This is a genomic window from Pseudomonas sp. Irchel s3a18, from assembly GCF_900187535.1.
In the GTDB taxonomy this organism is placed as follows: Bacteria; Pseudomonadota; Gammaproteobacteria; order Pseudomonadales; family Pseudomonadaceae; genus Aquipseudomonas.
This window is the reverse complement of record NZ_FYDV01000033.1, coordinates 1-14,721: the sequence shown is the minus strand read 5'-3', so window position 1 is coordinate 14,721 and position 14,721 is coordinate 1. Positions and strand designations below refer to the sequence as shown.

The following is a 14,721-nucleotide window of genomic DNA, read 5'->3' as shown; positions in this document are numbered from 1 at the left end:
GTGATATCAGCCAATTCTTGATGCATCGGTACAACTGGATTCGACCCCATCAATTCAACGGTGGGCTGGCGCCAGCTCGGGCCGAAGAAAAACTTAACGTCGTGTCCGGGATTAGTTGACCACTACAATCTCTGTCGCAAGCTCTTGGTCTCGCTTGCTGTTGGCCGCAATTTGCTTGTCGGCGTTGAGCAGCGTGGAAAGGCGAAGGATGTCTTTGCCAAGGTACAAAGCTTGCCGATTGAGATTCGTGGCGGCCTGTTCCAGGTCCGCGACCTCGTCCTGCAGATGGAGTCGCTGTTGCCACTGTTCTTGGGAGCAGTCGTCACAGTTTAAGGGGAGACTATCGAGCGTATTCCGCAACGACTCGATCTGCTCCTTGAGCTCTTTATGGCTAACCACCAGTCAACCGACTGAAATCCACGGCCCGCTTGGCTCTCAGGCGAATTGACGTTAGCCGAGTTAACCTGCTCAAATGCTTAGTTAACGGGCTACAGGCCACGACTCATAAGGCTTTCAGCCCAGTTAACCACCCGAGTTAACCAGTTAACTAACTTTGGCGGGGTGCCGCTAACGAATTTGCGCGAGTCTTCGCACCCGTATTCGGTCGAAACTGCCAGGGTCCCCGGTGTGTTTCTGGAGAGGGCACGTCGCCATCGAGACGCACACCACTGACCGATGGTTGGTGGTGTCCACGGTAACAAAAAGGCCCCGAGCACCCCAGTGGGCCAAGTTGTTGTGCCACGGCTGTGAGCACAAGCGCTCGCAGCGATGGGCTTGGCTTCCTGATGCCCTTGCTAAGCGTTAGTCGTAACTGATGATTCCGAGCTGTTTTGCCATGAACAGTTCGTTTCGTTCTACGATTTCCTCGACGACCTTACCTTCTTCGTTAAAGCGGAAGTACGTCAGGGCCGTCCAGGTCAGGCTCTTGCCTTCTACGTTAAAGCCATGCCATGTATTCGATCCGGTGGCGTAGTGCGTCAGTGCGACCACAACAACGTCATCAGTGACGACTTCCTTACTAAACGTAGTTTTGATTGTCTGATACCGGTCGAGAACATTTGTGCTCAAGGCTCGCCTGAAGTTCTCCAGACCGCAAATTGGAGCATCACAGTCCGGTCGATGCACGATCACGTCGGCATCAAAGTACTCGGAAACTCTCTCGGCATCTTTTCCGTCAACGCAGTATTTAAAGTAACTTTTAACGGTTTCGAGGTTTTTGATGCTCATATAACACTTACTCCGTTTATGTTGATGAAAATCGAAACTCCAACAAGAACTGAAAAGAGAGAATCGGCAAGGCTCATGTACTTTCTAGTGGAAGTTTAAGATTGCACCTGGCTGAGCAATGTCGATTCGCTGCGGCAATAAACCAAGATGCATGGCATAAGTAGAGCGCGTGCCTGCAACGCTTTACGTCAATACGTCTTGAGTCTCTTGGCAGTGCTCAACCGAGCGTTCGTGTGGAGAGGGCTGTTTCGCTTGGACACATTCTAGGGGGGGTTATGGTATTCGTAAATCTAGAATATAGTGGATGTGGTATCGATAATTGGAATATCACATGAGTTTAGACAGGCTGGAAAAATGGGCGACGGTCAGGCATTTCCGCTTGGCTATAGCTCTGTTTGAATATGGCAGTGTCGTGCACGCTGCGCGCTCGCTCAACCTCTCACAGCCAACGGCGAGCAAATTGTTACAGGACCTCGAGGAGGCTGTGGGGGCTCAGCTCTACATACGGAACCGTCGGGGCGTTACGCCTACAGAGCTTGGCCGGGCCTTTGTAGAGCGCAGTCGTATGGTTCTTGCACAGCTAGACCACGTTTCCCAAGCAATCGATGCTCTTGGAAAGGGGCATGCCGGGCGTGTCGCTATAGGAAGTGTGTTAACGGGATCAAGTTATCTCGTGCCAGCGGCGATTGCACGACTTTGGAAAAGCCGGCCAAGCGTCCGCATTAAAATCGTCGAGGGAGTGAGCGGCGAACTTATACCCCGGCTCATCTCGGGGGAGCTGGACTTCCTAATTGGGAGGCTTTCCGATGTTAGCTCAAGTGTTGTTGTCTCTCAGGAAGCTCTTTTTAGCGAGAACGCAATTATTGTTGCGCGGCGTGATCATCCTCTCGCTCAGCAACCCAAGGTAAAGCTCGAAGAGTTCGCACGTGAGGCATGGCTTCTTCCACCAGTAGAGACTACTTTGCGGAAGCAGTTCGATAGTATTTTCTACCGAGAAAATGTTGATCCACCGCATGCAACTATAGAGACGGTATCTTTCTTTAATATACTTTGGCTGCTAAAACAGACGGATCTTCTTGGAATATTGCCTCAGTCGGTGGTTTTTGATCCAGCGCACAGTAGTAGTCTTGTTCGTCTCCCCGCTTTCGAACCTTTGATTTTGGAACAGATCGGTATTTCTCGCCTAGTGGGTACTACATTGTCACCTGCCGCTTGCGCTTTAGTGGAAGCACTAAGAGACGTAATGCGTAGCACCTCAACAATTGGGGAAGACTTTCCGGGGAAGACTGATCTTGGTTCTCTGTAATGAATGCAATGAGTTGTGTTCAGCCAGTCGCCACTGGTACGGCGGGTCAAGACGGATGCAAACCGTGGTCAGGTAAGTGCAATTGCGCAGTAATACTGACTGCTGTCAGCAATACCCCGTGCCAGCACCACGCAATACGTTTCTGTCGATTGGTCCGCGAGTCAAGCCACAGGACGGTATAGGCGCTTTTGAATCCTCTCGTAATGTTTCTTGAAAGGCAGTGCAGGCCTTGTTCTGTAAGGCTTGCAGAGGATTACCAGAATCTCCGGATCTAACACCGGTCAACTTGAGGCGTGACCGAATTGAACCCGTATCCAACGGTACCCGGAGATACCTTCGGGCCCCCGTCTCTGTCTATGCGCTAACCGAGACCCGGCTGCTTCCGGCCAAGACGCAACGGTTTATCGAGTTTTTGCGCGATAAGCTCGAGTGTGTCTAAGGAGCCTCGGTGATCACGGTTCTGCTCCTCAGATACTTTAGGCCAGCGCACATCTAAAGAGACAGGAGCGCCGTTCAAGCAATGAAAATGGTTATGCTTCGGTCTCGATTTAATGTCTGAGTTGGGCCGAAAGCAACCCCACTGTGAGCGCCATGCACGCAATTGTCAGGGGGCCTGGCGTGTTTCTGGAGTGGGTAGGCCGTTGCTTGGTGTGGCGCCGCGCTCTTCAAGCCTGGTGGTGTTCGAGCGTTCACAGCGGATGCGATCGTGCGGATCTCCTATTCAAACTGCAGAAGCAATGCGAGGGTGGTTCCTACGCCACCCTCGCATCCTTTTACCCGCGCGACGCCTCAGACGCTGCCAAGAACAATGTCGCTAGACAGAAGATCAATCCCGACCAAGGTAATGGTCGTGACGTCTCCGCCAGTTTCGGCAACCGTCACGATGCTGTCTGCGCCGCTGTTGTCGATCTGGACAACGGCGTTCTGGTCGCCGTTGAGCACCAGGGTGTCTCGCAGGTTGGCGCCCGCATCGAAGCCGGTGACCTGGTACAGGTTCTCATCGAATGACAAATCGACGTTGAAGGCATCACGTTCACCGCCCGTGCCCACCAGCGTGTAGTCGAAGGCGCCGACCAAGTCGTTGGCGAACAGGTTGGCGTCAAACGTACTTGATGCCGAGTCCCCATCCTTGTCCGTCAGCGTCGCGCTGAACGCCAGTTTGACATCGCTGGCCAGGCTCTCGCTCTCCGTAATGAACTGGATCACCGGGATCTTGATATCGCCCCGGGCCATCGTGAGCTGAACAGCATCGATCAGCGCCGTGCCCTCTTTCTCAATGAGGAAGGACACCTGCCCGCCGTCCTCTGGAGTCAGGCTGTTCACCTCGAAGAGGTTCGAGAACGTGCCATCCTCGTAGTAGATCCTGTAGTACAGGTCCTCGGTTGCCGTGTTGTACCCCGCCACGGAGTTGTCGATGAAGACCTTCATGCCCGTCAGCAGGCTCTCCGGATTGATGACGAAGCTTTCATCGGCGGCGCTGATTGCCGCCAGGTTGTCTCCTTGGAAAACGTTGTTGGCGACACCGATGCCGGACGTACTGACGTTCATGGCCGCCGGGTCGATGTACGACGGCAGGGGGTTGGTCTGTAGCGCGGCTTCAGTGGGGTCGGGTGCTCCGAGCCCGATACCGGTCAGGATATCCGCAGTCGACGCAAGCGCCTTCGCGGAAAAGAACACAATCTCCTCGGATGCCGAAGGAATAGCCGGGTTATCCGTCTCCGGAATTAACAATGTGCGCACCGAATCCGGACCGCCGGCAGCGAGCGAGCCGTCGGCACTGCTGAGAACGATCGTTGAGCTGAAGCCTTGCACCAGATCCAGTGCATAACTGCCATCGGCGAAGGCGGTCAGCGTGTAGTCGACGCTGGTATCCGCGGTTGCGGCGTTGTTGTCGAAATCACCGGTCAACGTCCCGGCGAATTGGTACGCGCCATTGGCGTCCGGTGAGGGCACCAGCTCGGTGAGCGTGCCGGTCCCGGTCGTGGTCGTGTTGTCTGGCCTGACGAGGGTGAACTGGCCATTGACCAACGAGATATTCAGACCGGTCGCCCCCAGCCCGTCGGCGCCGGCCGAATTATTCCAGAACCCGGTTTGCGGCAGGACGCTACCGGTCCCGATCAGGTTGCCGAATGCGAGTGTTGGGCCATCATCTTCGAAGATGATTTTGGAGCCGATTTCGGCGGTCGAAACAGCGGTTTGGAGCAGCGTGAAGCCACCGATATCAAAATCGGCGTGGGTATTGCCCCTGGCATCGAGGGCCGCCCCGTTCTCGACGAGTACGCGGTTATGATCCGCCGCCGTGGTGTATTCAATCTGGTAGCCGGCTTTAACGCCGGTGATGGTTGCAACCCCACCGGTGAAGCTGATGGTAATGGCCGGATCATTCACTGATCCGTTTGAATTCTCGATCACCTGCCCGGTGCTGATGTTGAAGACGCGTACATTGGTGATGCCAACCGGCGTGTCATTCGCATAGCCGTTGATGAAATTCACGCCAGGTTCAGCCGCGGTGCTGAATGCGCTGATTTTTACGACAGCACTCTTGCCGCTTTGCAACTGCACGACGTCGAAATTGGCCATCCTCGCATTGAAGACGGCGGTAAAGTCGATGTTGGATTCAACATCTGCTTCGTTCTGACTAAGGTTGGGAATGGTCACATCCTGCCTGGCGCCCGTGACGAACGAAAAGCGGATGCCGTCCTGTTCCGTAATCATCTGGTTGTTGGTGCCGAAGGTGGTCGGGTTAGCCGCCTGGCTGGTAATGATCGTGTCGCCAGTGTTTATATTGGCGCCGCTTGACTGGTCTGCGGGGTCCTTGCCGGTGGCGATGATGGTGGGATCCGTGATCCGCAAGACACCAGCGTCATCGACAACTGTCGGGTTCGCCTTCGTGAACATCAGGAAGAGGTTCGCACCGGAGGGCACACCGGCCAGACTGAATTCCAGGTCCTGACTGGCTCCGATGAAAACAATACCTGACAGATCGACCGCATCGTCGGGGTTGCTAGCGTCCGGATGCTCGAGCGGTTCGAACTGCACGACCCAGATCTTGCCGCCCGTGGCCGGCGATCCGGTTTCTTCAATATAGGCAGCGAACACGACCGCGCCGGCTGGCCCCCCGGCTCGCCCCACAACGATGTTGTTATTCGTATCCGTATAGAGAAGGATATTGACGCCATCGAGGGTATCCAGTCCGCTGTCCAGGCCATTGAGCGGTGCGCCAAGGCTGTCGGTGAAGCTGATATCGGTAATGTTTGCTCCGGGCGCAGCGTTGATGCTGAACGCATTGCTGCCCGTATCGCCCACCGCCCCCGTATAGCCACTCAAGGCGGCAGCCGTTACGGCACCGGCCCCAAGCGCGGTCAACCGGGTAGAGAAGATCGAGGGCAGGGACGCCACCAGAATGTCATTGTCGTCAGCGTCTCCCGCGGGGCTTGCAGTGGCGGTGCCGTTCTGCAGCCCGGCGGTTTCGTCCAGCGTAACGTTCACGCCGGTCGCCAGGACGCTCGGAGTGCTGGCCGCGATGGTGGCGGTGGTGACGGTCGGAACGTATAGGGGAGCCGGATCGCTCACGAAGGTAGAAGTACTGTCGTCGCTCGTTAGCGATGAGTTTTTTGTGCGAATAGACATGATGTTCTCCCGAGCAATTTCAGTGACCGCGGCCTGGCCGTGGGCCTATTTCTGGTACATGCGACAACTATGGATAAGCGCCACAGGTTGCACATCGGCCGATACTCCCAGGCGGGGTGGGAGTTTCAGACTACTGGGGAGGGGGGGACGGAATGTCGTGAAGGAGCGGCGCCGCATAGTCTGTTTGTGAATGAGGACATGGCGGCGGTGCTCAAGGCCGCCCGGGCTTTAACCGCCAGCGCGTCGTGCTGAATTTGAGCCAGCTCAGGCGGCTGTGTGCGCACAGGCGGTAGGTAGGTCAATACCACCGTCATGGTGCTGACGGCAATTAGCGATACTCCAACTTGGGCTATCCCTTCACAGGCAAAGTCTGCTTGGCAAGTTGTGATAAGTAAGGCCGTGCACCCTTTAGAATCAAGGGATCACAGCTATGCGCGAAGGCAGCCACGGACGTCATCGAAAGGACTGCGGCGATCAGAAGGGCAAATAGTTTCATCAGGCGAACGCCATGCTCATGTTGTTTTTAGGGTGAGCTTTCTCACCCTAAGCATGATGCGGCCAATTGCCTCTATTTGGTGCTTAACATCACATTACCCGGTTAGGCCCATCCAGCCATGGATGCCCACGTAAAGGCCAACCCCAATGATCAACATGCTGGACAGGTATGGCGCACGACGAGCAACGGTGCCCAGCCACGGCCAACGGTTGGAGGCTTGTCTGGCACCAACAGCCGCTGCAGCACCCACAGCGACCAACGTGATCGCCAAGCCGATGCTGAAGCACAGGACGAGCATACCGCCCAATGCCACTTCTTTAACCTGAAGGCAGAGCAGCAGAACGGTAATGGCAGCCGGACAAGGAATCAAACCGCCCGTCAATCCGAACATGACAATCTGGCCCGTGGTGACCTCTCGGTTGGTGAAGCGCTTACGGATATCGTTGGCATGCGCACGTTCATGCGCATCCTGATAACCGTCAATCGACAGTTCCAGACCTTCCAGCTCGGAATGCGCATGTCCGTGATCATGCTCCTGGTACTCCAGGTCGTAATCATGGGAATGCCCTGCATGCCCCAGGCTCAAGCGAGCGCTAAATTCATGAGGTTCGGGGATATCGACTGTCGACTCCAGGAAGCCTTCGCGCTCGACGAATGAAAACATTTGAGTGCTGCCGTCTGGACGGGTAGTCGTCAGGCGAACATCCGAGGCGGGCCAGGCATGCCCGGTCAATGCTTTCATGCGCCAATGCGCTGGCATGCCTTGTTCAAAGATCGACAGTTCGACGCGGCCATGACCGGTATCGATGCGATGGGTTTCATCATGGTGACTGTGATTATGCTCGCCGTGGTGGTCATCAGCTTGCTCGAACTTGAACATTTGCTCGCCACGCCAGGTACGCCAGAGCATCCACAGCGCAATCACAATGATTAGCGCGCAAGAGGCAAGCTGGAAGTAAGGCTCAGTGGTTTCGGCGTCCAGACCTTTACCCAGGTACATGCCGCCGATGGCGACCAGCCACACCACAGCGGTGTGCGAAAGCGTAGCGGCCAGGCCCAATAACACCGCCTGTTTTACCGAGCCACGGATGGCCACAATGAAAGCTGCCATCATGGTTTTTGAATGGCCCGGCTCCAGGCCATGCAAAGCACCAAGCAAGATAGCGCTCGGGAAGTACAGCCAGGCGTGAGAGCCACCCTGTTGCAGCAGTTCAGCGAAATTGGGCATGTCAGTCTTAGAGATACTTGGTGATTTGTTTGAACGCTTCCAGCGGTGCGCGCTCGCCATTGTTCAAGGCCGATACGGTGTCCTCGAGGCAGTGGTCGATGTGATCCTGGATCAATGTGCGCTTCGCTTGGCACACCGCTTTCTCGACAGCATGCAGTTGCTGAGCAATGTCCACGCACTCACGACCCTCTTCGATCATGGTAATGATGCTGCGCAAGTGACCGTCTGCACGTTTAAGGCGCTTGATGATCGCCTCGTGACTTTGATGGGTGTGGGGATGGTTGTGTTCGTGCTCACTCATGACTTGAGCCTCAGGCTTCAATGAATTACGTCGGCACCATATCCCCCTGGGGGGGATGTAGTCAAACGCATGAAAGTCCTGAAATCGCGTCAAAACACAAATACTTCGCTCTGCAATACACCGAGACTAATCGACCCTGGTACCTGAGAGGCGTCGCCTTCATCGTCGCACGTCAATGACGGTGCGAAAGGGCGTCTGAGCCTGTGACCAATACCCATCAAAGGCAGTGGCTAGGCCTGCCGATGGAGTCTTGCACTCAGCGATAGGCGCTTTTAAATCCTCACCTGTGGTTGTTTCTTGAAAGGCATTGCAGGCCTTGCTCTGTAAGGCTTCCAGAGGATTACCGGAATCTCCGGATCTAACACCGGCCTACCTGAGTCGTGATCGATTTGAACCTGTATCTAACGGTCTCAACGAGCACCGCTCAGCTTGGCTGCCTCGTTGAGTCACCCATTTTCGGCGGTTGGTTGTTATGTGGTTGATAGGCGCGAGCCCCCGCCCCCGGCCGCCTGAGCTGGCTCAAATTCAGCTCGATGCGCTGGCCGTTAAAGCCTGGGCGGCCTTGAGCACCGGCGCCATGTCCTCATTCACAAATGGGCTATGCGGCGCCGCTCCTTCGCATCATTCCGTCTACCCCTTCCCAGCAGTCCCCTCCCCAGTAGTCTGAAACTCCTACCCCACCTAGGAGTATCGGCCGATGTGCAACCTCCGGCGATTATTCATAGTTCTGGGATGTAGTAAAAACAGCTCCACGGTCTGGACTCGATAACTGGATTTGCTCAGGAGGAAGTCATGAGTACGCGCAAGAAAAACTCATCGCTCACGAACGATTCGACCCCTCTAACCACTCCAACCATCACCACCGACCTAAGCGACTACGCACCCGGCAGCACCGCCATCATCACGGCCAGCGGCTTCGCCGCCGGCAGCACAGTGGCGCTCGAAGTGGAGCATGCCACCAGCGCCGGCGCAGATAACGTGTGGGGCACGTCCGATGATGTGCTCGATACCAACACCGGTGAGGGACATGATCCCTGGTACGTGATCGACGGCGGCGCCGGCGATCTCGACGGTCAGGTCAACGGCAGCCTCACGACCTCGTGGTACGTGAACCCCGACGACTCGGCAGGCGCGACATTCCTGCTCTCCGCGGCTTCTGCGGGTGCCGATGGTGTGTCCGGCACCGGTGACGATGCTATGGCAACCATGTCGTTTACTGACAGCGTTCCGGGCGTCCTGGTGACCGGTGTGAACGTTACATTGGACGAAACAGCCGGGCTGCAGAACGGCACCGCCACGGCAAGCCCTGCGGGAGACGCTGACGACAATGACATTCTGGTGGCGTCCCTGCCCTCGATCTTCTCTACCCGGTTGACCGCACTTGGAGCTGGTGCCGTAACGGCTGCCGCCTTGAGTGGCTATACAGGGGCGGCGGGCAACACGGGCAGCAATGCGTTCAGCATCGCTGCGCCCGGAGCAAGCATTACCGATATCAGCTTTACCGACAGCCTTGGCGCGGCGCTCAATGGCCTGGACAGCGGACTGCTCACCCTCGATGGCACCCCCATCCTTCTCTATACGGACTCGAACAACAACATCGTTCTAGGCAAAGCCGGCGGCGTGATCGTGTTCGCAGCCTATATTGAAGAAACCGGCTCGCCGGTCACGGGTGGCAAAATCTGGGTCGTGCAGTACCAACCGCTGCAGCATCCGGATACCAGCAACCCCGACGATGCGGTCAATCTGCTGGATAAGGTTTTCATCGGAACCGTTCAGGACTCGGCATTCAGTCTGGCCAATGTGCCCTCCGGCCAGAACCTGTTCCTGATGTTCACGCAAGCGAACCCGACAACTGAAATGGTCGATGGTGTCTCGCGGATCACGGATCCCACCATCATTGCCACCGGCAAGGACCCCGCAGACCAGTCAAGCGGCGCCAATATAAACACTGGCGACAGAATCAATACCAGCCATGGGGGTGGCCCGACCACCATCGGCACCAACAATCAGATGATTGTGGAACAAGAGGGCATTCGCTTTTCGTTCGTCACGGGCGCCAGGCAGGATGTGACCGTTCCCAACCTTAGTCAGACCGAAGCAGATGTTGAATCCAACATCGACTTTACCGACGTCTACAATACAACGTCGGCCAATTTCGACATCGTGCAGTTGCAAAGCGGCAAGAGTGCTGTCGTAAAAATCAGCGCATTCAACACCGCTGCTGAACCTGGCGTGAATTTCATCAATGGCTATGCGGGTGATACACCGGTTGCAATCACCAATGTTCGCATCATCAACATCAGCACCGGGCTGGTGATCGAGGATTCAGACGGATCGGTGAATGATCCCGCCATTGGCATCAGCTTTTCTGGCGGGGTTGCAACCATCACCGGTGTCAAAGCCGGCTATCAGATTGAATACACCACAACCGCGGATCATAACCGCGTGCTCGTCGAGAACGGGGCGGCCCGCGATGCCAGGGGCAATGATCACGCCGATTTTGATATCGGTGGCTTCTCGCTGTTTCAACCCTCTATTACGACCACCGAAATCGGCTCCAGGATTATCTTTGAGGACGACGGACCCAGTATCAGCACCACCGGTGAGGAGCTAACGCTGACGGTGGACGAAACAGTCTTGGCGATCAACGATACCCAGAGCTTTGCCGCTAACTTCAACTCGGCGTTTGGCGCCGATGGGGCTGGCACTTTGACCTATGCGCTGGGCGTGGTGGCCGGAGCCTCCGGGCTGACTGACACGGCCACCGGCGAGGCCGTCAATCTGTCGCTTAACGGTGCAGTAGTGGAGGGTAGGACGGCCACGAGCAACGCGCTGGTGTTCACCGTCAGCGTCGCTGCCAATGGTGATGTCACCCTCGACCAGCTGCGGGCGGTGGTGCATCCCGACACCAGCGATCCCGATGATGCGACGAGCCTGACCTCGGATGACCTGGTGACGCTGACAGCGACCACGACCGACGGCGATGGTGACAGTGTCCAGGCGACCCTCAATATTGGGCAGAACCTGGTGTTCGAAGACGACGGACCGAGCATCAACACCACCGGTGAGGCACCAACACTGACGGTGGACGAAACCGTCCTGGCGATCAACGATACCCAGAACTATGCCGCCAACTTCAACTCGGCGTTTGGCGCCGATGGGGCTGGCACCCTGACCTATGCGCTGGGTGTGGTGGCCGGAGCCTCCGGGCTGACCGACACCGCCAGCGGCGAGGCCGTCAACCTGTCGCTCAATGGCGCGGTGGTCGAAGGCCGCACGGCCACGAGCAACGCGCTGGTGTTCACCGTCAGCGTCGCTGCCAATGGTGATGTCACCCTCGACCAACTGCGGGCCGTGGTGCATCCCGACACCACCGATCCCGATGATGCGACGAGCCTGACCTCGGATGACCTGGTGACGCTGACGGCGACCACGACCGACGGCGATGGCGACAGTGTCCAGGCGACCCTCAACATTGGGCAGAACCTGGTGTTCGAGGACGACGGACCGAGCATCAGCACCACCGGTGAGGCACCCACGCTGACGGTGGACGAAACGGTATTGGCGATCAACGATACCCAGAGCTATGCCGCCAACTTCAACTCGGCGTTTGGCGCCGATGGGGCGGGCACTTTGACCTATGCGCTGGGTGTGGTGGCCGGAGCCTCCGGGCTGACCGACACCGCCAGCGGTGAGGCGGTCAACCTGTCGCTCAATGGCGCAGTGGTCGAAGGCCGCACCGCTACGAGCAACGCGCTGGTGTTCACTGTCAGCGTCGCCGCCAATGGTGATGTCACCCTCGACCAGCTTCGGGCGGTGGTGCATCCCGACACCACCGATCCCGATGATGCGACGAGCCTGACCTCGGATGACCTGGTGACGCTGACAGCGACCACCACCGACGGCGATGGTGACAGTGTCCAGGCGACCCTCAATATTGGGCAGAACCTGGTGTTCGAAGACGACGGACCGAGCATCAACACCACCGGTGAGGCACCCACGCTGACGGTGGATGAAACGGTATTGGCGATCAACGATACCCAGAGCTTTGCCGCCAACTTCAACTCGGCGTTTGGCGCCGATGGGGCTGGCACCCTGACCTATGCGCTGGGTGTAGTGGCCGGAGCCTCCGGGCTGACCGACACCGCCAGCGGCGAGGCCGTCAACCTGTCGCTCAATGGCGCGGTGGTCGAAGGCCGCACGGCCACGAGCAACGCGCTGGTGTTCACCGTCAGCGTCGCTGCCAATGGTGATGTCACCCTCGACCAACTGCGGGCCGTGGTGCATCCCGACACCACCGATCCCGATGATGCGACGAGCCTGACCTCGGATGACCTGGTGACGCTGACGGCGACCACGACCGACGGCGACGGCGACAGTGTCCAGGCAACGCTCAACATTGGGCAGAACCTGGTGTTCGAAGACGACGGACCTAGCATCAACACCACCGGCGAGGCACCAACGCTGACGGTGGATGAAACGGTCTTGGCGATCAACGATACCCAGAACTATGCCGCCAACTTCAACTCGGCGTTTGGCGCCGATGGGGCTGGCACCCTGACCTATGCGCTGGGTGTAGTGGCCGGAGCCTCCGGGCTGACTGACACCGCCAGCGGTGAGGCAGTCAACCTGTCGCTCAATGGCGCAGTGGTCGAAGGCCGCACCGCTACGAGCAACGCGCTGGTGTTCACCGTCAGCGTCGCTGCCAATGGTGATGTCACGCTCGACCAACTGCGGGCAGTGGTGCATCCCGACACCACCGATCCCGATGATGCGACGAGCCTGACCTCGGATGACCTGGTGACGCTGACGGCGACCACGACCGACGGCGATGGCGACAGTGTCCAGGCAACCCTCAACATTGGGCAGAACCTGGTGTTCGAGGACGACGGACCGAGCATCAGCACCACCGGTGAGGCACCCACGCTGACGGTGGACGAAACGGTATTGGCAATCAACGATACCCAGAGCTTTGCCGCTAACTTCAACTCGGCGTTTGGCGCCGATGGGGCTGGCACCCTGACCTATGCGCTGGGCGTGGTGGCGGGGGCCTCTGGGTTGACCGACACGGCCACGGGCCAGGCGGTGAACCTGTCGCTCAATGGCGCAGTGGTCGAAGGCCGCACCGCTACGAGCAACGCGCTGGTGTTCACCGTCAGCGTCGCCGCCAATGGTGATGTCACCCTCGACCAGCTGCGGGCCGTGGTGCATCCCGACACCAGCGATCCCGATGATGCGACGAGCCTGACCTCGGATGACCTGGTGACGCTGACGGCGACCACGACCGACGGCGATGGTGACAGTGTCCAGGCAACCCTCAATATTGGGCAGAACCTGGTGTTCGAAGATGATGGACCTAGCATCAACACCACCGGTGAGGCACCAACACTGACGGTGGACGAAACAGTCTTGGCGATCAACGATACCCAGAGCTTTGCCGCTAACTTCAACTCGGCGTTTGGCGCCGATGGCGCTGGCACTTTGACCTATGCGCTGGGTGTGGTGGCGGGGGCCTCTGGGCTGACCGACACCGCCAGCGGTGAGGCGGTCAATCTGTCGCTTAACGGTGCAGTAGTGGAGGGTAGGACGGCCACGAGCAACGCGCTGGTGTTCACCGTCAGCGTCGCCGCCAATGGTGATGTCACCCTCGACCAGCTGCGGGCGGTGGTGCATCCCGACACCACCGATCCCGATGATGCGACGAGCCTGACCTCGGATGACCTGGTGACGCTGACGGCGACCACGACCGACGGCGATGGTGACAGTGTCCAGGCGACGCTCAACATTGGGCAGAACCTGGTGTTCGAGGACGACGGACCGAGCATCAACACCACCGGTGAGGCACCAACACTGACGGTGGACGAAACGGTCCTGGCAATCAACGATACCCAGAGCTTTGCCGCCAACTTTAACTCGGCGTTTGGCGCCGATGGGGCTGGCACTTTGACCTATGCGCTGGGCGTGGTGGCCGGAGCCTCCGGGCTGACCGACACCGCCAGCGGTGAGGCGGTCAACCTGTCGCTCAATGGCGCAGTGGTCGAAGGCCGTACGGCCACGAGCAACGCGCTGGTGTTCACCGTCAGCGTCGCTGCCAATGGTGATGTCACCCTCGACCAGCTGCGGGCGGTGGTGCATCCCGACACCACCGATCCCGATGATGCGACGAGCCTGACCTCGGATGACCTGGTGACGCTGACGGCGACCACGACCGACGGCGATGGCGACAGTGTCCAGGCGACCCTCAATATTGGGCAGAACCTGGTGTTTGAGGACGACGGACCCAGCATCAACACCACCGGTGAGGCACCAACACTGACGGTGGACGAAACCGTCCTGGCGATCAACGATACCCAGAGCTTTGCCGCTAACTTCAACTCGGCGTTTGGCGCCGATGGGGCTGGCACCCTGACCTATGCGCTGGGCGTGGTGGCGGGGGCCTCTGGGTTGACCGACACGGCCACGGGCCAGGCGGTGAACCTGTCGCTCAATGGCGCAGTGGTCGAAGGCCGCACCGCTACGAGCAACGCGCTGGT

7 protein-coding genes and 1 pseudogene are annotated in these 14,721 nt (G+C 58.1%); 3 read left to right on the top strand and 5 right to left on the bottom strand.

The features are described 5' to 3' along the window. Window positions 1-111: 111 nt before the first annotated feature. Together CKW29_RS25230 and CKW29_RS25225 are read right to left on the bottom strand one after the other, a co-directional pair. Entirely contained in the window at window positions 112-399 is a 288-nt protein-coding gene (locus CKW29_RS25230; RefSeq protein WP_095149315.1) for a hypothetical protein, read from the bottom strand. Between the two features lie 402 nt (window positions 400-801). Continuing rightward, entirely contained in the window at window positions 802-1,227 is a 426-nt protein-coding gene (locus tag CKW29_RS25225) for an ester cyclase (protein WP_095149314.1), read from the bottom strand. A gap of 331 nt (window positions 1,228-1,558) precedes the next feature. Here CKW29_RS25225 and CKW29_RS25220 point away from each other — a divergent pair, with 331 nt between their 5' ends. Both CKW29_RS25220 and CKW29_RS26195 read left to right on the top strand, forming a co-directional pair. Next, window positions 1,559-2,533 (top strand): LysR family transcriptional regulator, encoded by a 975-nt coding sequence (locus CKW29_RS25220; RefSeq protein ID WP_095149313.1) that lies wholly within the window; start codon window positions 1,559-1,561, stop codon window positions 2,531-2,533. 340 nt (window positions 2,534-2,873) lie between these two features. Continuing rightward, a pseudogene (locus CKW29_RS26195) lies at window positions 2,874-2,972 on the top strand (LysR family transcriptional regulator); the annotation flags it as partial. Window positions 2,973-3,322: 350 nt separating this feature from the next. On the opposite strand, the gene CKW29_RS25210 reads toward CKW29_RS26195, so the two are convergent. From CKW29_RS25210 to CKW29_RS25195, 3 genes are all read right to left on the bottom strand, one after another. Beyond that, window positions 3,323-6,163 carry a DUF5801 repeats-in-toxin domain-containing protein gene (locus CKW29_RS25210; protein WP_256584944.1) on the bottom strand — a complete coding sequence of 947 codons (2,841 nt, stop codon included), beginning with the start codon at window positions 6,161-6,163 and terminating at the stop codon, window positions 3,323-3,325. Window positions 6,164-6,753: 590 nt separating this feature from the next. Beyond that, the gene (locus tag CKW29_RS25200; RefSeq protein WP_095149312.1) at window positions 6,754-7,887 is read right to left on the bottom strand and encodes a nickel/cobalt efflux protein RcnA; all 1,134 of its coding nucleotides are present in this window, start codon (window positions 7,885-7,887) and stop codon (window positions 6,754-6,756) included. Window positions 7,888-7,894: 7 nt separating this feature from the next. Further along, window positions 7,895-8,188, bottom strand: coding sequence for a metal-sensing transcriptional repressor (locus CKW29_RS25195; RefSeq protein ID WP_095146922.1), 294 nt, complete (start codon window positions 8,186-8,188; stop codon window positions 7,895-7,897). 792 nt (window positions 8,189-8,980) lie between these two features. On the opposite strand from CKW29_RS25195, the gene CKW29_RS25190 reads away from it, so the two are divergent. Then, the coding region (locus tag CKW29_RS25190) for a DUF5801 repeats-in-toxin domain-containing protein (protein ID WP_371850808.1) at window positions 8,981-14,721 on the top strand (5,741 nt) is incomplete at its 3' end.

What these genes read in the sequence shown, in the direction of transcription:
- CKW29_RS25195 (WP_095146922.1), bottom strand. Translation starts at nt 8,188, where the DNA reads ATGAGTGAGCACGAACACAACCATCCCCACACCCATCAAAGTCACGAG.
- CKW29_RS25225 (WP_095149314.1), bottom strand. Translation starts at nt 1,227, where the DNA reads ATGAGCATCAAAAACCTCGAAACCGTTAAAAGTTACTTTAAATACTGC.
- CKW29_RS25200 (WP_095149312.1), bottom strand. Translation starts at nt 7,887, where the DNA reads ATGCCCAATTTCGCTGAACTGCTGCAACAGGGTGGCTCTCACGCCTGG.
- CKW29_RS25220 (WP_095149313.1), top strand. Translation starts at nt 1,559, where the DNA reads ATGAGTTTAGACAGGCTGGAAAAATGGGCGACGGTCAGGCATTTCCGC.
- CKW29_RS25210 (WP_256584944.1), bottom strand. Translation starts at nt 6,163, where the DNA reads ATGTCTATTCGCACAAAAAACTCATCGCTAACGAGCGACGACAGTACT.